Origin of the sequence: Pseudomonas sp. LPB4.O (assembly GCF_038383825.1) — a bacterium.
Lineage (GTDB): Bacteria > Pseudomonadota > Gammaproteobacteria > Pseudomonadales > Pseudomonadaceae > Aquipseudomonas > Aquipseudomonas putida.
Genome location: NZ_CP151298.1, coordinates 4,302,897 through 4,322,230, shown reverse-complemented (window position 1 = coordinate 4,322,230; position 19,334 = coordinate 4,302,897). Strand labels below are relative to the sequence as shown.

General features: G+C 60.7%; 17 protein-coding genes. 16 read left to right on the top strand and 1 reads right to left on the bottom strand.

What is annotated here, in order from left to right:
* Nucleotides 1–8 precede the first annotated feature (8 nt).
* The 6 genes from MRBLPB4O_RS19625 to MRBLPB4O_RS19600 all read left to right on the top strand — a co-directional run bounded on the left by MRBLPB4O_RS19625 (nucleotide 9) and on the right by MRBLPB4O_RS19600 (nucleotide 4,457).
* Nucleotides 9–362: a DUF4398 domain-containing protein gene (locus tag MRBLPB4O_RS19625; RefSeq protein WP_049275988.1), complete on the top strand. Its 354-nt coding sequence runs from the start codon at nucleotides 9–11 to the stop codon at nucleotides 360–362.
* Complete coding sequence (locus tag MRBLPB4O_RS19620; protein WP_341796340.1) at nucleotides 359–1,171, top strand: OmpA family protein; 813 nt, start codon at nucleotides 359–361, stop codon at nucleotides 1,169–1,171. Before MRBLPB4O_RS19625 ends, MRBLPB4O_RS19620 begins: the two co-directional genes overlap by 4 nt.
* 279 nt (nucleotides 1,172–1,450) lie before the next feature.
* Entirely contained in the window at nucleotides 1,451–2,893 is a 1,443-nt protein-coding gene (locus tag MRBLPB4O_RS19615; protein ID WP_016498688.1) for a PLP-dependent aminotransferase family protein, read from the top strand.
* A 64-nt stretch (nucleotides 2,894–2,957) separates the two neighbouring features.
* Nucleotides 2,958–3,434, top strand: coding sequence for a hypothetical protein (locus tag MRBLPB4O_RS19610; RefSeq protein ID WP_341796339.1), 477 nt, complete (start codon nucleotides 2,958–2,960; stop codon nucleotides 3,432–3,434).
* A gap of 129 nt (nucleotides 3,435–3,563) precedes the next feature.
* Entirely contained in the window at nucleotides 3,564–3,818 is a 255-nt protein-coding gene (locus MRBLPB4O_RS19605) for a YkgJ family cysteine cluster protein (RefSeq protein ID WP_009684718.1), read from the top strand.
* 33 nt (nucleotides 3,819–3,851) lie between these two features.
* The gene (locus tag MRBLPB4O_RS19600) at nucleotides 3,852–4,457 is read left to right on the top strand and encodes an START domain-containing protein (RefSeq protein WP_341798913.1); all 606 of its coding nucleotides are present in this window, start codon (nucleotides 3,852–3,854) and stop codon (nucleotides 4,455–4,457) included.
* A gap of 100 nt (nucleotides 4,458–4,557) precedes the next feature.
* On the opposite strand, the gene gltA is transcribed toward MRBLPB4O_RS19600, so the two are convergent.
* Nucleotides 4,558–5,847 carry a citrate synthase gene (gene gltA / locus MRBLPB4O_RS19595; RefSeq protein ID WP_016488282.1) on the bottom strand — a complete coding sequence of 430 codons (1,290 nt, stop codon included), beginning with the start codon at nucleotides 5,845–5,847 and terminating at the stop codon, nucleotides 4,558–4,560.
* A 352-nt stretch (nucleotides 5,848–6,199) separates the two neighbouring features.
* On the opposite strand from gltA, the gene sdhC reads away from it, so the two are divergent.
* The 10 genes from sdhC to brnQ all read left to right on the top strand — a co-directional run bounded on the left by sdhC (nucleotide 6,200) and on the right by brnQ (nucleotide 19,219).
* Nucleotides 6,200–6,586: a succinate dehydrogenase, cytochrome b556 subunit gene (gene sdhC, locus MRBLPB4O_RS19590; protein WP_008091902.1), complete on the top strand. Its 387-nt coding sequence runs from the start codon at nucleotides 6,200–6,202 to the stop codon at nucleotides 6,584–6,586.
* Nucleotides 6,580–6,948 carry a succinate dehydrogenase, hydrophobic membrane anchor protein gene (gene sdhD / locus MRBLPB4O_RS19585; protein WP_016498691.1) on the top strand — a complete coding sequence of 123 codons (369 nt, stop codon included), beginning with the start codon at nucleotides 6,580–6,582 and terminating at the stop codon, nucleotides 6,946–6,948. Before sdhC ends, sdhD begins: the two co-directional genes overlap by 7 nt.
* A 3-nt stretch (nucleotides 6,949–6,951) precedes the next feature.
* Complete coding sequence (gene sdhA / locus MRBLPB4O_RS19580) at nucleotides 6,952–8,724, top strand: succinate dehydrogenase flavoprotein subunit (RefSeq protein ID WP_016488281.1); 1,773 nt, start codon at nucleotides 6,952–6,954, stop codon at nucleotides 8,722–8,724.
* A gap of 11 nt (nucleotides 8,725–8,735) precedes the next feature.
* Complete coding sequence (locus MRBLPB4O_RS19575; RefSeq protein WP_008091906.1) at nucleotides 8,736–9,440, top strand: succinate dehydrogenase iron-sulfur subunit; 705 nt, start codon at nucleotides 8,736–8,738, stop codon at nucleotides 9,438–9,440.
* Between the two features lie 244 nt (nucleotides 9,441–9,684).
* Complete coding sequence (locus MRBLPB4O_RS19570) at nucleotides 9,685–12,516, top strand: 2-oxoglutarate dehydrogenase E1 component (RefSeq protein ID WP_341796338.1); 2,832 nt, start codon at nucleotides 9,685–9,687, stop codon at nucleotides 12,514–12,516.
* Nucleotides 12,517–12,558: 42 nt separating this feature from the next.
* Nucleotides 12,559–13,779 carry a 2-oxoglutarate dehydrogenase complex dihydrolipoyllysine-residue succinyltransferase gene (gene odhB / locus MRBLPB4O_RS19565; protein WP_341796337.1) on the top strand — a complete coding sequence of 407 codons (1,221 nt, stop codon included), beginning with the start codon at nucleotides 12,559–12,561 and terminating at the stop codon, nucleotides 13,777–13,779.
* Between the two features lie 93 nt (nucleotides 13,780–13,872).
* Nucleotides 13,873–15,309: a dihydrolipoyl dehydrogenase gene (gene lpdA / locus MRBLPB4O_RS19560; protein ID WP_341796336.1), complete on the top strand. Its 1,437-nt coding sequence runs from the start codon at nucleotides 13,873–13,875 to the stop codon at nucleotides 15,307–15,309.
* Between the two features lie 172 nt (nucleotides 15,310–15,481).
* Nucleotides 15,482–16,648 (top strand): ADP-forming succinate--CoA ligase subunit beta, encoded by a 1,167-nt coding sequence (gene sucC, locus MRBLPB4O_RS19555; RefSeq protein ID WP_008091914.1) that lies wholly within the window; start codon nucleotides 15,482–15,484, stop codon nucleotides 16,646–16,648.
* The gene (gene sucD, locus MRBLPB4O_RS19550; RefSeq protein ID WP_003254203.1) at nucleotides 16,648–17,532 is read left to right on the top strand and encodes a succinate--CoA ligase subunit alpha; all 885 of its coding nucleotides are present in this window, start codon (nucleotides 16,648–16,650) and stop codon (nucleotides 17,530–17,532) included. The genes sucC and sucD overlap by 1 nt, the downstream gene beginning before the upstream one ends.
* 373 nt (nucleotides 17,533–17,905) lie before the next feature.
* Nucleotides 17,906–19,219, top strand: coding sequence for a branched-chain amino acid transport system II carrier protein (brnQ, locus tag MRBLPB4O_RS19545; RefSeq protein WP_016498696.1), 1,314 nt, complete (start codon nucleotides 17,906–17,908; stop codon nucleotides 19,217–19,219).
* Nucleotides 19,220–19,334: the final 115 nt, after the last annotated feature.

Below are 19,334 nucleotides of genomic sequence, written 5' to 3'. Positions count from 1 at the left end.
AAGATTGCGTGAGAACCCAACCACTAATCCTTGCCTTGGCCGTGCTCGGCCTGGCTGGCTGCGCCAATGATCCGGCCCCTGACGAGCAGATGCGCATTTCCGAGCAGGCACTGGAGCAGGCCAGGGCCGTAGGTGCCACCGAGCAGGTCGAAACGCTGCAGATGGCTGAAGACAAGCTGGCCCGGGCCAAGGCCAACATGCTGACCCAGGACTACCGTGATGCGCGCATGCGCGCCGAGCAGGCCGAACTTGATGCCCGCCTGGCCGAGGCCCAGGTGCTGAACCAGAAAAGCGAAGAGCAACTGCAACTGCTGCAGTCGCGGGTCAAGCGCTTGCGCAAGCAACTGGAGGTGCAGCCATGATGCGCCGTACACCATTGGCCGCGCTGGTGTTGCTGGCGCTGGCAGCAGGCTTGCAAGGTTGTGCCAGCCAGCGCAGCTCTGCTGCGCTGGATGAAGCCAGTGCCACCTTCGCCAAGGTCAAGGATGATTCCGATGTGCTGCGCAGTGCGCCACGTGACGTGATCCGTGCAGGTGAGTCGCTGGCCCGTGCCGAGCGCCTGTCCAGCTATATCGGCACCGGTTCCGATGTGCGTCATTACGCTTACCTTAGTCAGCGCTACAGTGAAATTGCCAGTGAGCATGCCAAGCTGGCGCTGAACCAGGAGCGCCAGGCCAAGCTTGACCTCGAGCGTCAGCGCCTGCAGTTGGCGTTGCGCGAGGCCAAGCTGGCCAGCGTGCAGCAGCAAGGCAAGTGGGTCGAGTCGCAGATCGCTGCGCTGGCTTCGGAGCAGACTGATCGTGGCCTGGTGATGACCCTGGGTGACGTGCTGTTTGATACTGGCCGTGCCGAGCTGAAGAATTCGGCCAGCCGTACCGTGCTCAAGCTGGTGCAGTTCCTTCAGCTCAACCCGCGGCGGGTAGTGCGTATCGAAGGTTATACCGACAGCACTGGCGCGGCCGAAGACAACCTGAAACTGTCCCGCGACCGGGCGCAGGCCGTGGCCGACATGCTGGTGGACCTTGGTATCGACGAAAAGCGCCTGCAGGTCGAGGGCTATGGCGACCAGTACCCGATCGAGGCCAACGCCTCTGAGCGGGGCAGGGCGCAGAACCGCCGCGTGGAGATCGTGTTCTCCGACGACAAGGGCAGGCTCGCGCCTGCGCGCTGATCGCTGGCGTGCGGAGGACGGCACCGGCTTTGCCGGTGTTCGCGGCTAAAGCCGCTCCCACAGGGTAGTGTCAAGCCCAAGACATGTGCAGAACCTGTAGGAGCGGCCTTGTGCCGCGAAAGGGCCGCCATGCGGCCCCGCTTTTTGTCGGCTTAGTCGTTTCGATAGCTATCACGCTATTGTATTGTCGACTATGTTGCATTCTGTCCCAGTACACTTTGCAACTGTTACGGTATCCTCTACCGTCACTGAGCCGTACAAGAACAACGAGCCGCCGCCATGACCAACCTGCTGCTGTACCAGCGTATCGCCCAGCAACTGGCCGATGACATCCGTCGCGGTGTCTACCAGCCAGGCGAGCGGGTACCCTCCGTGCGCAAGATGAGTGCCCAGCTCAATGTCAGCCATGCCACGGTGCTGCAGGCCTATGCCAACCTCGAAGACCAAGGGTTGATCCGCGCGCGGCCACAATCAGGCTACTACGTGCACCAGACGCCGGCCCTGACCGCGCAAACCCCGGACATTGCCCGGGTGGAGCGCCCAGGCCTGGTCACCCGTGCCAGCATCATCCAGCAAGTGCTGACCGAGGCGCGCCGTGATGGCGTGTTCCCGTTCGGCGCCGCGGTGCCGCATGTCGACTACCTGCCAGTGCGTGCCCTGCATCAGCAAATTGCCAAGGTCACCCGCTTTCACAGCCCGCGTGCCTTCAGCTACATGTTCAGCCCCGGTTTCGAGCCACTGCGCCGGCAGATCGCCATTCGCATGCGCGATGCCGGCGTGCTGGTCGACCCGCGTGAAGTGATCGTGACCCATGGCTGCGTCGATGCCCTGCAAATGTCCCTGCGCGTGTTGACCCGCCCGGGCGATCTGATCGCTGCCGAGTCGCCGACCTATTACGGGTTGCTGCAACTGGCCGATTTGCTGGGCCTGAAAGTGATCGAAATCCCCAGCGATCCATCCACGGGTATCAGCCTTGAAGCCTTGCAGCTGGCGGCTAACCAGTGGTCGATCAAGGCCTTGGTACTGACGGCGCGCCTGAGCAATCCGCTGGGTGGCACGGTCCCTGAGGAGCGGCAAAAGCAATTGCTGCGCCTGGCGTCAGACTTCGATATTCAGATTATCGAGGACGACATCTATGGCGAGTTGATGTTCGAGCAAGGCAAGACCAAAGCGCTGAAGGCATTCGACCGCCTGGACCGGGTGATCTACTGTTCAAGCTTCTCCAAGACCCTGTCCCCCGGTGTGCGCGTTGGCTGGATGATCGCCGGGCGCTATCAGGACGAAATTCAGCGCCTGCAGACCTTCACCACCCATTCGGCCTGTAGCGTGACGCAGATGGGGGTGGCGGCCTATCTGGAAAATGGCGGTTACGACCGGCACCTGCGCTACATCCGCCAGGAGTATCGCAAGAACCTCAGTGCCTACCAGTTGGCGGTGCAGCAGCACTTCCCCGAGGGTACCCAGATGACCCGGCCCACGGGCGGTTTCATCCTCTGGATAAGCCTGCCCGGGCGGGTCAATACCCAGGAGCTGCATGTGCGGGCGCTGGAGCAAGGCATCAGTATCGCGCCGGGGTTAATATTCAGTAACACGGAACAGTTCAACCACTGCATCCGCCTTAATTGTGGCATCCCGTGGAACAAAGAGGCCGAGCGGGCAGTGATTACGCTGGGTTTGCTGGCTCAGCAGTTGTGCAGGGAGCCTGCGCTCACACTTTTGTAAGGCTTGCCAGCCGCCCGTGGAACATGGAGCATACGCACCTTTCTTGCCAGTCTGTCCATTTGCCATGAAAGCTTTGCGCCGTTTTGCCTTGATCTTGTGCCTTGCACCGCTCTGCTACCCGGGCAGTCCAGCCTTGGCTGCGCAGCCGGCAAGCCAGGCGCAGGCAGCCCAGGGCAAAAATGTGCAAAAAAAGGCGCCAGGCAAGCCTGCGCAGAAGCAGGTGGTGAAAAAGGCTGGCAGCAAGAACAAGGCGCACAAGCCGGTCAGCAAAGCGGTCGCCAAACCATTGCCCAAGGCAAAGCTGGACCTCAGCCTGCCTGTCGATATGGTCGACAATCTGGAGCCGAATGTGGGTACCCCGTCGCCCATCCAGCGGCGCAAACCTTTGCTGCCGCCCATGTTTACCGAAAAGCCGGAAACCAGCGACAGCCCGTTCCAGCTCAATGGCCGGTTGATCAATAACGAAATGCAGCTGCAGTTGCGTAATGACAGCCGTCATGACGTGGAAGGGGCAGCCATCGATTTCGAGTATCGCCAGTAGCCGGGAACTGACTGCCGGGTCACGGCAAATTTCATCGTGCCAGTAATTTCAAACGCCTGTTTGAGCGGTTACTATCCAGGGACGTTCGTCCCGTTTTGTTCCAGGGAGTCCTGATTTTGGTGAATGACCATGAATTGCCGTGAGGGCTGTGGTGCCTGCTGCATCGCCCCGTCCATCACTTCTGCGATGCCGCGCATGCCCAATGGCAAGCCGGCTGGCGAGCGCTGCCTGCACCTGACGGCTGCCAACCTCTGCGACCTGTTCGGCAAGCCCGAGCGGCCGGCGGTATGTGGCGGCTTCAAGGCGGATGTCGAGGTGTGCGGCAGTGATCGTGACGAGGCAATCAGGATTCTTGGCTGGTGGGAGCAGATGACGGCGGCGTGACAGGCTGGATCTTCGACAACAAGGATAAACATGATGAGATCGTTCAAGCGTATTGCACTGCTGTGTGGCGTGGGTGTTCTGCTGTCGCCTGCGGCCTGGGCCGAGAACTGGCAGGTGGCCAAGGACGAGGAGGGGATCAAGGTATCCCTCAGCGAAGTGGCGGGCTCCAAGTACAAGGCTTATCAGGGTGTCACCGTGATCAAGGCGCCGCTGGCCAAGGTGCAGGCGTTGCAGGAAGACGTGGTCGGCGCCTGCGCATGGATTCACGAGTGCAAGTCGCAGAAGCTGCTCAAGCATGAGGGTGACCAGAGCTGGACCTACACCCAGTTCAATACGCCATGGCCGGTGACGCCGCGGGATTCGATTCTGCATGTGACCACTGTCAAGGCAGCGGACGGCAGCCTGGTGCGGAACCTGAAGGAAGAGCCGACCTATCTACCGGAAGAGAAGGGCTTTGTGCGGGTAGCCAAGGTTGAGGGCTTCTGGAAGCTGGTGCCCAAGGGCGACAGCACGGAAGTGACCTACCAGGTGCACACCGAGCCGGGTGGTAGCGTGCCGGCGATGGTGGCCAACAAGTTCGTGGTGGATGCGCCGTTCAATACCCTGAAAGGGCTGCGCGAACGGGCTGAGAAAAACTGAGGTTTAACGCGGGGCTCCCGCAAGGGTCGAGCTGCGGCCATCAGGACCTGGAATAAAAAAGGCTGCCCGAGGGCAGCCTTTTTGCGTTCGGCTAAAAAGCTTACTTGCGGTCTTTCAGTGCAGTGATGTCGCGTTTTTGCTCGCCGGTGTACAGCTGGCGCGGACGGCCGATCTTGTACGGGCTGGAGAGCATTTCTTTCCAGTGCGAGATCCAGCCCACGGTACGTGCCAGGGCGAAGATCACGGTGAACATGCTGGTCGGAATGCCGATTGCCTTGAGGATGATCCCCGAGTAGAAGTCGACGTTCGGGTACAGCGAGCGTTCGATGAAGTACGGATCGGTCAGGGCGATCTCTTCGAGGCGCATGGCCAGTTCCAGCTGCGGGTCGTTCTTTATGCCCAGCTCGCGCAGGACTTCGTCGCAGGTCTGCTTCATCACGGTGGCACGCGGGTCGCGGTTCTTGTACACGCGGTGACCGAAGCCCATCAGCTTGAACGGGTCGTTCTTGTCCTTGGCCTTGGCGATGAACGTGTCGATGTTCGAGACATCGCCGATTTCATCGAGCATGGTCAGGACGGCTTCGTTCGCACCGCCGTGGGCCGGGCCCCACAGTGCGGCGATACCGGCGGCGATACAGGCGAACGGGTTGGCACCCGACGAGCCGGCCAGGCGGACGGTGGAGGTGGAGGCGTTCTGCTCGTGGTCGGCGTGGAGGATGAAGATCCGGTCCATTGCCTTGGCCAGCACCGGGCTGATCGGTTTGATCTCGCACGGGGTGTTGAACATCATGTGCAGGAAGTTTTCCGCGTACGACAGGTCGTTGCGCGGGTACATCATTGGCTGGCCCATGGAGTACTTGTAAACCATCGCGGCCAGGGTCGGCATCTTGGCGACCAGGCGCACCGCGGAAATTTCGCGGTGTTGCGGGTTATTGATGTCCAGGGAGTCGTGATAGAACGCCGACAGGGCGCCGACCACGCCACACATCACCGCCATCGGGTGAGCGTCGCGGCGGAAGCCGTTGAAGAAGGACTTCAGCTGCTCGTGAACCATGGTGTGGTTCTTGACGGTGCTGACGAACTGGGCCTTCTGCTCGGCATTCGGCAGTTCGCCGTTGAGCAGCAGGTAGCAGGTTTCGAGGTAGTCGGATTGCTCGGCGAGTTGCTCGATCGGGTAGCCGCGGTGCAGCAGGATACCTTTGTCGCCGTCAATGTAGGTGATCTTCGACTCGCACGAGGCAGTCGCCATGAAACCAGGGTCGAAGGTGAAGTGACCAGTGGCCCCCAACCCGCGGACGTCGATTACATCAGGACCAACGGTGCCGGTTAAAATGGGCAGCTCGACGGGGGCAGCGCCCTCGATGACCAACTGCGCTTTTTTGTCAGCCATGTGGCCTCCTATTAATGCTTGAAATCATCAGACAGACCCCCCACGCAGGGCCCGCACCACTATAGAGGGATAAATCCAGATGTCAATTTGCCTAAAGGCTTGTTGAAACAGGCATTCAAGCCTGATTTTTCCCGAAATTCTCGCCCATTTACGCCTTTTGTTCGTTAAAGGCAATGCGCTATTTGGGCTACCCCGTCACGTTGTCATAAGCAGCCTAACTGTCTATACTCGGCACCCGACCGCCAGGGGCTTGCAAGCCCGAACTGCTGGGGGTCGCCGTTCCCTGGGTGGTGGGTACCTGACCAGTACACTTACCAACAACTTTGCCCTGATTCGCTAGGGGCTCTTCAGTGTGAAAAAAGCCGTGAAAAGCCAACGACCTGTAAACCTAGACCTAAGGACCATCAAGCTCCCTGTCACTGCGTACACGTCCATCTTGCACCGTATCTCCGGCGTCATCCTGTTCATCGGCCTTGCCATCATGCTTTATGCACTGGGCAAATCGCTGGGTTCCGAGGAAGGCTTCGGTGAGGTGAAGGCGTGTCTGACCAGCCCGCTGGCCAAATTCGTGACCTGGGGTCTGCTGTCTGCCCTGCTTTATCACCTCGTGGCAGGTGTTCGTCACCTGATCATGGACATGGGTATCGGTGAGACGCTGGAAGGCGGCAAGCTGGGCTCGAAAATCGTGATCGTCATCTCCGTGGTGCTGATCGTTCTGGTGGGAGTTTGGGTATGGTAACCAATGTCACGAACCTGTCGCGTTCGGGCCTCTATGACTGGATGGCGCAGCGCGTTTCTGCGGTCGTTCTCGCGGCTTACTTCCTCTTCCTGATCGGCTACGTGATCGCCCACCCAGGCATCGACTACACCCAGTGGCATGGTCTGTTCTCCAACAACGCGATGCGGATCTTCAGTCTGCTGGCCCTCGTTGCCCTGGGCGCTCACGCCTGGGTCGGCATGTGGACCATTGCAACCGACTACCTGACGCCTATGTCGTTCGGCAAGTCGGCAACTGCGATTCGTTTCCTGTTCCAGGCGGTATGCGGCGTTGCGATGTTCGCTTACTTCGTCTGGGGTGTGCAGATTCTCTGGGGTATCTGATCCATGGCTAGCATTCCAACCATTTCCTTCGACGCCATCATCATCGGTGGCGGCGGCGCCGGCATGCGTGCTGCGCTGCAACTGGCTCAAGGCGGCCACAAGACTGCCGTAGTCACCAAGGTCTTCCCGACCCGCTCGCACACTGTATCCGCCCAGGGCGGCATCACCTGCGCCATCGCTTCGGCCGACCCGAACGACGACTGGCGCTGGCACATGTACGATACCGTCAAGGGTTCCGACTACATCGGTGACCAGGACGCTATCGAATACATGTGTCAGGAAGGCCCGGCTGCGGTCTTCGAGCTGGACCACATGGGCCTGCCGTTCTCGCGGACCGAAACCGGCCGCATCTACCAGCGTCCGTTCGGTGGTCAGTCCAAGGACTTCGGTAAAGGTGGCCAGGCCGCCCGTACCTGTGCCGCTTCCGACCGTACCGGTCACGCGCTGCTGCACACCTTGTACCAGGGCAACCTGAAAGCCGGTACCACCTTCCTCAACGAGTACTATGCCGTTGACCTGGTGAAGAACCAGGAAGGCGCCTTTGTCGGTGTGATCGCGATCTGCATCGAAACCGGCGAAACCATGTACATCAAGTCCAAGGCCACCGTTCTGGCGACTGGCGGTGCGGGCCGTATCTACGCCTCCACCACCAACGCCCTGATCAATACCGGCGACGGTATCGGCATGGCCCTGCGTGCCGGTGTACCGGTGCAGGACATCGAGATGTGGCAGTTCCACCCGACCGGCATCGCTGGCGCCGGTGTGCTGGTCACCGAGGGTTGCCGCGGTGAAGGTGGTTACCTGATCAACGCCCACGGCGAGCGCTTCATGGAGCGTTACGCGCCGAACGCGAAAGACCTGGCCGGCCGCGACGTGGTTGCCCGTTCCATGGTCAAGGAAATCATCGCCGGCAACGGCGTGGGCCCGAACAAGGACCACGTACTGCTGAAGCTGGACCACCTGGGCGAGGAAGTGCTGCACAGCCGCCTGCCAGGTATCTGCGAACTGTCCAAGACCTTCGCCCACGTCGACCCGGTCGTCGCGCCGGTGCCGGTCGTTCCGACCTGCCACTACATGATGGGCGGCGTTGCCACCAACATTCATGGCCAGGCGATCACCATGGACGAAGAAGGCAAGGATCACATCATCCCTGGCCTGTTCGCCGTAGGTGAAGTGGCGTGCGTATCGGTTCACGGTGCCAACCGCCTGGGCGGCAACTCGCTGCTCGACCTGGTGGTGTTCGGCCGTGCTGCCGGCCTGCACCTGGAGAAGGCGCTGAGCGACGGCATCGAGCATCTCGACGCCAGCGACACCGACATCGAAGTTGCCCTGAACCGCCTGAACAAGCTCAACGAGCGCTCCACTGGCGAAGACGTTGCCAGCCTCAAGCGCGAGCTGCAGAGCTGCATGCAGAACTACTTCGGTGTATTCCGTACCGGCGAGTACATGCTCAAGGGTATCGAGCAACTGGCCGGCCTGCGTGACCGCATCGCCAACGTCAAGATCAACGACAAGTCCCAGGCCTTCAACACCGCGCGTATCGAAGCGCTGGAGCTGCAGAACCTGTTGGAAGTCGCCGAAGCTACCGCCATCGCGGCCGAAGCCCGTAAAGAGTCCCGCGGCGCTCACGCCCGTGAAGACTTCGAAGACCGTGACGACGAAAACTGGCTGTGCCACACCCTGTACTACCCGGGTGAGAAGCGCGTTGCCAAGCGCGGCGTCAACTTTGCGCCGAAGACCGTTCCGGCCTTCGAGCCAAAAATCCGGACTTACTAAGGGTGGCTGCTATGTTGAAAGTCGAAGTTTATCGTTACAACCCCGACACCGACTCGGCGCCCAAGATGGAGTCGTTCGACGTCGATACCGGCGGCAAGGACCTGATGGTTCTGGATGTATTGGCGCTGATCAAGGAAAAGGACGAGGGTTTCTCGTACCGTCGCTCCTGCCGTGAAGGCGTGTGCGGTTCCGATGGCATGAACATGAACGGCAAGAACGGCCTGGCCTGCATCACCCCGCTGTCGGGCGTGGTCAAGGGCAACAAGCTGGTTCTGCGCCCGCTGCCGGGTCTGCCGGTCATTCGTGACCTGGTCGTCGACATGAGCATCTTCTACAAGCAGTACGAGAAGGTGAAACCATTCCTGCAGAACGACACGCCGGCCCCGGCCATCGAGCGTCTGCAGTCGCCTGAAGAGCGTGACAAGCTGGACGGTCTGTACGAGTGCATCCTGTGCGCTTGCTGCTCGACTTCCTGCCCGTCGTTCTGGTGGAACCCGGACAAGTTCCTGGGCCCCGCCGCACTGCTGCAGGCCTACCGCTTCCTGGCCGACAGCCGTGACACCAAGACTCAGGAGCGCCTGGCGTCCCTGGATGACCCGTTCAGCGTATTCCGCTGCCGCGGGATCATGAACTGCGTAAACGTTTGCCCGAAAGGTCTGAACCCGACCAAGGCAATCGGTCACGTACGTAACATGCTGCTGCAAAGCGGCACCTGATACAACGTGTTGTACCTGCAGTATGCCGAGGTGCGGGTGTGAGCCCGCACTGAGGTAAAACCCGAACAAGGGCCCACAAAGCCCGCGTTCATACCTATGAAGATATGAGACCAGCAGGGGCTTTCCGGGCTGGTACCCGGAAAATCAGCAGGATCCAAGTGGCGTGGTTCAGTCGCTTTATTCGGACTTTTCCAGGTTTGCTGTGGCTCTTGTCGATCAGTCCCCTAATCGAGGGTGACCAAGCATGCAAGAAAGCGTGATGCAGCGCATGTGGGATAGCGCCCACCTTTCAGGTGGTAACGCTGCATATGTGGAAGAGCTCTACGAACTCTACCTGCACGACCCTAACGCTGTGCCAGAAGAGTGGCGCACTTACTTCCAGAAGTTGCCAGCCGACGGCAGCACCGCTACTGATGTATCGCACTCGACAATCCGCGACCATTTCGTACTGCTGGCAAAGAACCAGCGCCGCGCCCAACCGGTGTCCGCCGGGAGCGTGAGCAGTGAACACGAGAAGAAGCAGGTTGAAGTTCTGCGACTGATCCAGGCCTATCGTATGCGCGGCCATCAGGCTGCCAAGCTTGACCCGTTGGGGTTGTGGCAGCGTCCAGCGCCCGTAGACCTGTCGATCAATCACTACGGCTTGACCAATGCCGATCTTGATACGACCTTCCGTGCCGGCGACCTGTTCATCGGCAAAGAGGAGGCGAGCCTACGCGACATCTTCGATGCACTCCAGAAGACATATTGTCGCACCATTGGCGCCGAATTCACCCACATCGTCGATTCCGAGCAGCGCAGCTGGTTCCAGCAGCGTCTGGAAAGCGTGCGCGGTCGTCCGGAGTTTTCCGCTGACGTGCAGGCTCACCTGCTCGAGCGCGTGACCGCCGGTGAGGGCCTGGAAAAGTACCTGGGCACCAAGTACCCGGGCACCAAGCGTTTCGGCCTTGAAGGCGGCGAGAGCCTGATTCCGATGCTGGATGAAATGATCCAGCGTTCCGGCTCTTACGGCGCCAAGGAGGTCGTGATCGGCATGGCCCACCGTGGCCGCCTGAACGTGCTGGTGAACACCTTCGGCAAGAACCCGCGCGAGCTGTTCGACGAGTTCGAAGGCAAGAAGATGAACGAGCTGGGCTCCGGTGACGTGAAGTATCACCAGGGCTTCTCCTCGAACGTGATGACCCCGGGTGGCGAAGTGCACCTGGCCATGGCGTTCAACCCGTCCCACCTGGAAATCGTTTCGCCGGTGGTCGAGGGTTCGGTGCGCGCCCGTCAGGACCGCCGCAACGACACCGTTGGCGACAAGGTGGTGCCGATCTCGATCCACGGCGACGCAGCATTCGCCGGCCAGGGCGTGGTCATGGAAACCTTCCAGATGTCGCAGACCCGCGGTTTCAAGACCGGCGGTACCGTGCACATCGTGATCAATAACCAGGTTGGTTTCACCATCAGCAACCCGCTGGACGCGCGCTCCACCGAGTACGCCACCGACGTTGCCAAGATGATCCAGGCGCCGATCCTGCACGTGAACGGCGATGACCCGGAAGCAGTGCTGTTCGTCACCCAGCTGGCCATCGACTACCGCATGCAGTTCAAGCGTGACGTGGTCATCGACCTGGTCTGCTACCGTCGCCGTGGCCACAATGAGGCTGACGAGCCTAACGGCACCCAGCCGCTGATGTACCAGCAAATCAGCAAGCAGCGCACTACCCGTGAGCTGTATGCCGAGCAGCTGATCCAGGCCGGTCGCATCGACGCCGAGCGCGCTCAGGCCAAGATCGACGAGTACCGCAACGCGCTGGACAATGGCCTGCACGTGGTGAAGAGCCTGGTCAAGGAGCCGAACCGCGAGCTGTTCGTCGACTGGCGTCCGTACCTGGGCCATGCCTGGACCGCGCGTCACGACACCCGCTTCGACCTCAAGACCCTGCAGGATCTGTCGGCCAAGCTGCTTGAGCTGCCGGAAGGTTTCGTGGTCCAGCGTCAGGTGTCGAAGATCTACGAAGACCGTCAGAAGATGCAGGCCGGTGGCTTGCCGATCAACTGGGGTTATGCAGAGACCATGGCTTACGCCACCCTGCAGTTCGAAGGTCACCCGATCCGCATGACCGGCCAGGACATCGGCCGTGGCACCTTCTCGCACCGTCACGCGGTGCTGCACAACCAGAAGGACGCCAGCACCTACATTCCGTTGCAGAACCTGTTCCCAGGCCAGCCACGTTTCGATCTGTACGATTCGTTCCTGTCCGAGGAGGCGGTACTGGCCTTCGAATACGGCTACTCCACCACCATGCCGAACGCGCTGGTGATCTGGGAAGCCCAGTTCGGCGACTTCGCCAACGGTGCGCAAGTGGTGATCGACCAGTTCATCACCAGCGGTGAGCACAAGTGGGGCCGCCTGTGCGGTCTGACCATGCTGCTGCCACACGGTTACGAAGGGCAGGGCCCGGAGCACTCCTCCGCGCGTCTGGAGCGTTACCTGCAGCTGTGCGCCGAGCACAACATCCAGGTCTGCGTACCGACCACTCCGGCACAGATCTACCACCTGCTGCGTCGCCAGGTCATCCGCCCGCTGCGCAAGCCGCTGGTAGTCCTGACGCCGAAGTCGCTGCTGCGCCACAAGCTGGCCATCTCGACCTTGGAAGAACTGGCAGAAGGCTCGTTCCAGACCGTGATCCCGGAAATCGACGCAATCGATCCGGCCAAGGTCGAGCGCCTGGTGCTGTGCAGCGGCAAGGTTTACTACGACCTGCTGGAAAAACGCCGTGCCGAAGGCCGCGAAGACATCGCCATCCTGCGTCTCGAGCAGCTGTACCCGTTCCCGGAAGACGACCTGGTCGAAATCCTGGCGCAATACAGCAACCTCAAGCACGCCGTATGGTGCCAGGAAGAGCCGATGAACCAGGGCGCCTGGTACAGCAGCCAGCACCACATGCGCCGTATCCTGGGCCGCCACAACAAGGCACTGGTCCTGGAATACGCCGGTCGCGACGCGTCTGCCGCACCAGCCTGTGGTTACGCTTCGAAGCACGCCGAACAGCAGGAAAAACTGCTGCAAGACGCCTTCACTGTCTAACGCCTTCGCGCACCTGAAACCGAATTTAAGGAAACACAGATAATGGCTATCGAGATCAAAGCCCCAACCTTCCCGGAATCGGTTGCCGATGGCACCGTTGCCACCTGGCACAAGAAGCCGGGCGACGCCGTCAAGCGTGACGAGCTGATCGTCGACATCGAGACCGACAAGGTTGTCCTGGAAGTACTGGCTACCGCCGATGGCGTGCTGGGCGACATCGTCAAGGGCGAGGGCGACACCGTCCTGTCCGACGAACTGCTGGGCTCGATCGTTGAAGGCGGTGCTGCCGCGGCTCCTGCCGCCGCAGCCGCTCCTGCTGCTGCTCCGGCTGCCGCTGCTGTCGCTGCTGGCGAAGATGACCCGGTTGCTGCCCCGGCCGCCCGCAAGCTGGCTGAAGAAAACGGCATCGACCTGGCTGCCGTTGCCGGTACCGGTAAAGGCGGTCGCGTCACCAAGGAAGACGTGGTTGCTGCTGTTGCCAACAAGAAGTCGGCACCTGCCGCTGCCCCGGCTGCCAAGCCTGCCGCTGCTGCTGCCCCGGTTGTCGTCGCTGCTGGCGACCGCACCGAGAAGCGCGTGCCGATGACCCGCCTGCGTGCCAAGATCGCCGAGCGTCTGGTCGAAGCCCAGTCCAACATGGCGATGCTGACCACCTTCAACGAAGTGGACATGACCGAAGTCATGGCCCTGCGTTCGAAGTACAAGGACCTGTTCGAGAAGACCCACAATGGCGTGCGCCTGGGCTTCATGTCGTTCTTCGTCAAGGCCGCTACCGAAGCCCTGAAACGCTTCCCGGCGGTCAACGCCTCGATCGACGGCAACGACATCGTCTACCACGGCTTCGCCGACGTCGGCGTTGCCGTGTCCAGCGACCGTGGCCTGGTGGTACCGGTACTGCGTAACGCCGAATCGATGAGCCTGGCTGAAATCGAGAACGGCATCGCCACCTTCGGCAAGAAGGCCCGTGACGGCAAACTGTCCATCGAAGAGATGACCGGTGGCACCTTCACCATCACCAACGGTGGTACCTTCGGTTCGATGATGTCGACCCCGATCGTCAACCCGCCGCAGGCCGCCATTCTCGGCATGCACAACATCATCCAGCGCCCGATGGCCATCAATGGCCAGGTCGTGATTCGCCCGATGATGTACCTGGCGCTGTCGTACGATCACCGCCTGATCGACGGCAAGGAAGCGGTAACCTTCCTGGTCACTATCAAGAACCTGCTGGAAGATCCGTCCCGCCTGCTGCTGGACATCTAACCCTCTGGCTGCGTACCGTGCCGGCCCTGGCTTCGCGAGAAGCCATGCCGCGCGGTTCGCGGCTTGTAGCTAGTTGCTGATAAGGAATCTTTTATGACCCAGAAATTCGACGTAGTGGTGATTGGTGCAGGTCCTGGCGGCTATGTTGCTGCTATCAAGGCTGCCCAACTTGGTCTGAAGACTGCCTGTATCGAGAAATACACTGACGCCGAGGGCAAGCTGGCCCTGGGCGGTACCTGCCTGAACGTAGGTTGCATTCCTTCCAAGGCGCTGCTGGACAGCTCCTGGAAGTACAAGGAAGCCAAAGAGAGCTTCAACGTCCACGGTATCTCCACTGGCGAAGTGAAGATGGACGTTGCTGCGATGGTTGGCCGCAAGGCTGGCATCGTCAAGAACCTGACCGGTGGCGTTGCCACCCTGTTCAAGGCCAACGGCGTTACTTCGATCCAGGGCCACGGCAAGCTGCTGGCTGGCAAGAAAGTCGAAGTCACCAAGGCTGACGGCACCACCGAAGTCATCGAAGCCGACAACGTGATCCTGGCTTCCGGCTCGCGCCCGATCGACATTCCGCCGGCTCCGGTCGACCAGAACGTCATCGTCGACTCCACCGGCGCCCTGGAATTCCAGAGCGTACCGAAGCGCCTGGGCGTTATCGGTGCTGGCGTGATCGGCCTGGAACTGGGTTCGGTATGGGCTCGCCTGGGTGCTGAAGTTACCGTCCTGGAAGCCCTGGACACCTTCCTGATGGCTGCCGACACTGCCGTGTCGAAAGAAGCCCAGAAGACCCTGACCAAGCAAGGCCTGGACATCAAGCTGGGCGCTCGCGTCACTGGCTCGAAAGTCAACGGCAACGAAGTTGAAGTGACCTACACCAACGCCGAAGGCGAGCAGAAGATCACCTTCGACAAGCTGATCGTTGCGGTCGGCCGTCGCCCTGTAACCACCGACCTGCTGGCTTCGGACAGCGGCGTGACCATCGACGAGCGTGGCTACATCTTCGTCGACGATCACTGCGCCACCAGCGTTCCGGGCGTGTTCGCCATCGGTGACGTGGTACGCGGCATGATGCTGGCCCACAAGGCCTCGGAAGAGGGCATCATGGTTGTCGAGCGCATCAAGGGCCACAAGGCCCAGATGAACTACGACCTGATCCCGTCGGTTATCTACACCCACCCTGAAATTGCATGGGTCGGCAAGACCGAACAGTCCTTGAAGGCCGAGGGTGTTGAGGTTAACGTAGGCACCTTCCCGTTCGCGGCCAGCGGCCGTGCGATGGCAGCCAACGACACCGGTGGTTTCGTCAAGGTCATCGCCGATGCCAAGACCGACCGCGTTCTGGGTGTACACGTGATTGGCCCATCGGCTGCCGAACTGGTGCAGCAGGGTGCAATCGCAATGGAATTCGGCACCAGTGCCGAGGATCTGGGCATGATGGTCTTCAGCCATCCAACCCTGTCCGAAGCGTTGCATGAAGCAGCGCTGGCGGTGAATGGCGGCGCCATTCACGTGGCCAACCGTAAGAAGCGTTAATTATAAGAAACCACGGCGGGCAGCCCGTCGTGAGTCTTGCGTGCATGACTCACCGCGGAACGTCCGCCGGACCGGATCACACGGGAAAACCCGGGGTCAACGGTCACAGGTGGTGCGGCGCCAGTAATGGCGCAGCGCCGAAGCGCAGTACCTAACGAAGACGGTAAAAAGCATGAATCTTCACGAGTATCAGGGTAAGCAGCTGTTCGCTGAATACGGCCTGCCAGTTTCCAAGGGTTTCGCAGTCGATACCCCTGAAGCTGCAGCAGAAGCTTGCGACAAGATCGGCGGTTCCGAGTGGGTTGTAAAAGCCCAGGTTCACGCAGGTGGTCGCGGTAAAGCGGGCGGCGTCAAGCTGGTTCGCAGCAAGGAAGACGCCAAGGCGTTCGCTGCGCAATGGTTGGGCAAGCGCCTGGTAACCTACCAGACCGACGCCAACGGTCAGCCAGTGACCAAGATCCTGGTCGAATCCTGCACTGACATCGCCAAAGAGCTGTACCTGGGCGCTGTAGTCGATCGCTCGAGCCGCCGTATCGTGTTCATGGCCTCCACCGAAGGTGGCGTGGACATCGAGAAAGTCGCTCACGAAACTCCTGAGAAGATCATCAAGGCTACTATCGATCCACTGGTCGGCGCTCAGCCGTTCCAGGGTCGTGAACTGGCATTCCAGCTGGGTCTGGAAGGCAAGCAAGTTGCACAGTTCGCCAAGATTTTCGTAGGCCTGGCCAAGCTGTTCAAAGAACACGACCTGGCCCTGCTGGAAGTCAACCCGCTGGTCATCAAGGCCGACGGCGACCTGCACTGCCTGGATGCGAAGATCAACATCGACGCAAACGCCATGTACCGTCAGCCTAAGCTGAAAACCTTCCACGACCCGTCGCAGGACGATCCTCGTGAAGCCCACGCTGCCAGCTTCGAGCTGAACTACGTGGCCCTGGAAGGCAACATCGGCTGCATGGTCAACGGTGCCGGCCTGGCCATGGGTACCATGGACATCGTCAACCTGCATGGCGGCAAGCCAGCCAACTTCCTCGACGTTGGCGGTGGTGCTACCAAAGAGCGCGTTACCGAAGCCTTCAAGATCATTCTGTCCGACAGCAATGTCGCGGCCGTCCTGGTCAACATCTTCGGCGGCATCGTTCGCTGCGACATGATTGCCGAAGGCATCATCGGTGCAGTGAAAGAAGTCGGCGTCAAAGTTCCGGTTGTGGTTCGCCTCGAAGGCAACAACGCCGAACTGGGCGCTAAAGTACTGGCAGAAAGCGGTTTGAACATCATTGCGGCAACCAGCCTGACCGACGCTGCTCAACAAGTTGTCAAAGCTGCGGAGGGCAAGTAATGAGCGTCCTGATCAATAAAGACACCAAAGTCATCTGCCAGGGCTTCACCGGCTCGCAGGGTACTTTCCACTCCGAACAAGCCATCGCCTACGGCACCAAGATGGTCGGCGGCGTAACCCCAGGCAAGGGTGGCACCACCCACCTGGGCCTGCCGGTGTTCAACACCGTCAAGGAAGCCGTGGAAGCTACCGGCGCTGACGCTTCGGTCATCTACGTACCGGCTCCGTTCTGCAAAGACTCGATCCTGGAAGCTGCCTTCGGCGGCATCAAGCTGATCGTCTGCATCACCGAAGGCATTCCTACCCTGGACATGCTGGATGCCAAGGTCAAGTGCGACGAGCTGGGCGTTACCCTGATCGGCCCTAACTGCCCAGGTGTCATCACCCCGGGCGAGTGCAAGATCGGCATCATGCCAGGCCACATCCACCTGCCAGGCAAGGTCGGTATCGTTTCGCGTTCCGGCACCCTGACTTACGAAGCTGTGAAGCAGACCACCGACGCCGGCTTCGGCCAGTCGACCTGCGTCGGCATCGGCGGTGACCCGATCCCGGGTTCCAACTTCATCGACATCCTGAAGCTGTTCCAGGAAGACCCGAAGACCGAAGCGATCGTCATGATCGGTGAGATCGGCGGTTCGGCTGAAGAAGAAGCCGCGGCCTACATCAAGGCCCACGTGACCAAGCCAGTCGTTTCCTACATCGCCGGTGTTACTGCACCTGCGGGCAAGCGCATGGGCCACGCTGGCGCCATCATTTCCGGCGGCAAAGGCACTGCGGACGAGAAGTTCGCCGCCCTGCAGGACGCTGGTGTGAAGACCGTGCGTTCCCTGGCTGACATCGGCAAGGCCCTGGCCGAGCTGACTGGCTGGGAAGCCAAGAAGTAATACTGCTACACCCCCCACGCGCACAGAGGCCACCTTCGGGTGGCCTTTGTCGTTGTTGCGCCGGATATTTTATCGACATGGAACATTCGATAGTTTTTATCAGGTTTTTCCACCAGACATTCACGCTAATTGGCAATAAATTATCGCTTGGCACAGATATCCAGACGACAAACATGTACGCACATCGGACAAGCAGCACTGTAACAGTGCGTTTGCCGGGTAAAACGGTTAATCTACGCGCCACTCTGTGCCCGCTCCCCAAAAGGGAACGACACGCTAAACGGGTCTGGCCTATCAAGCCGGGCAGCATTTCCCTCACCCCTGGGGAAATCCCTTCTCGAATCCCGATTTCAGCAGTGTGGTACTACCTTAAATGAAAGTTCTCAAAGGCCAGGATATCCTGGCGCTTGGCTTTATGACGTTTGCGCTTTTCGTTGGCGCGGGCAATATCATCTTCCCGCCTATCGTCGGTCTGCAGTCCGGCCCGCACGTCTGGATGGCAGCACTAGGCTTCCTGGTGACCGCCGTGGGTCTGCCGGTCATCACCGTGGTCGCCCTGGCCAAGGTCGGTGGCGGCATGGATGCCCTTAGCAGCCCGATCGGCAAATTCTTCGGCGGCCTGCTGGCGGCTGTGTGCTACCTGTCGGTCGGCCCGCTGTTCGCCACCCCGCGTACGGCGACCGTGTCGTTCGAAGTAGGTGTTGCACCGCTGACCGGTGAAAGCCCGTTGGCGCTGTTCATCTACAGCCTGGTGTACTTCGCCGTGGTGCTGGCCGTGTCCATGTACCCGGGCAAGCTGCTCGACACCGTCGGCCGCTTCCTGGCCCCGTTGAAGATCATCGCCTTGGCCGTGCTGGGCATCGCTGCCTTCGCGCTGCCGGCCGGCACCATTGGTGAAGCACAGCCGGCCTATGCCGCCGCCGCGTTCTCCAAGGGCTTCTCCGATGGCTACCTGACCATGGATACCCTGGGTGCCCTGGTGTTCGGTATCGTCATCGTCAACGCCATCCGCTCGCGCGGTGTCACGTCGCCGAAGCTGATCACCCGCTACGCCATCATCGCCGGCCTGATCGCCGGTGTCGGCCTGGCCCTGGTGTACATCAGCCTGTTCCGCCTGGGTGCCGGCAGCCACGATATCGCGGCTGACGCTACCAACGGTGCGGCGGTACTGCATGCCTACGTGCAGCACACCTTCGGCTCGCTGGGCAGCGGCTTCCTCGCCGTACTCATCGCCCTGGCTTGCCTGGTGACTGCGGTTGGCCTGACCTGCGCCTGTGCCGAGTACTTCAGCCAGATCTTGCCGCTGTCGTACCGTGCGCTGGTAGTGATCCTGGCAGGCTCCTCGCTGCTGATCTCCAACCTGGGCCTGACCAAGCTGATCATGTTCTCGATCCCGGTACTCACCGCCATCTACCCACCCTGCATCGTGGTGGTGGGCCTGAGCTTCGTGAAAGACCTGTGGAACTCGCCGACCCGCATCCTGGCGCCGGTGATGCTGGTGTCGCTGTTGTTCGGCATGGTCGACGCAATCAAGGGCAGCAGCATCGCCCACGTGCTGCCGGACTTCATGGCGCACTTGCCGCTGAGCGACCAAGGCCTTGCCTGGCTGGTGCCTTCGGTGGTGACTCTGGTTGGCGCCGTGGCCTGCGACCGCATGCTTGGCAAGCCGCGCGAGGCGCTGGCCTGACCTGAAAAGTTGAAGCCTGAGGGCGGCACCGGCCACAAGCCGAAGGGTGCTCGCCAAGGGTCTAGACGCGAAAGCCCCGCATCCGAAAGGAAGCGGGGCTTTTTTTGGGCAACCC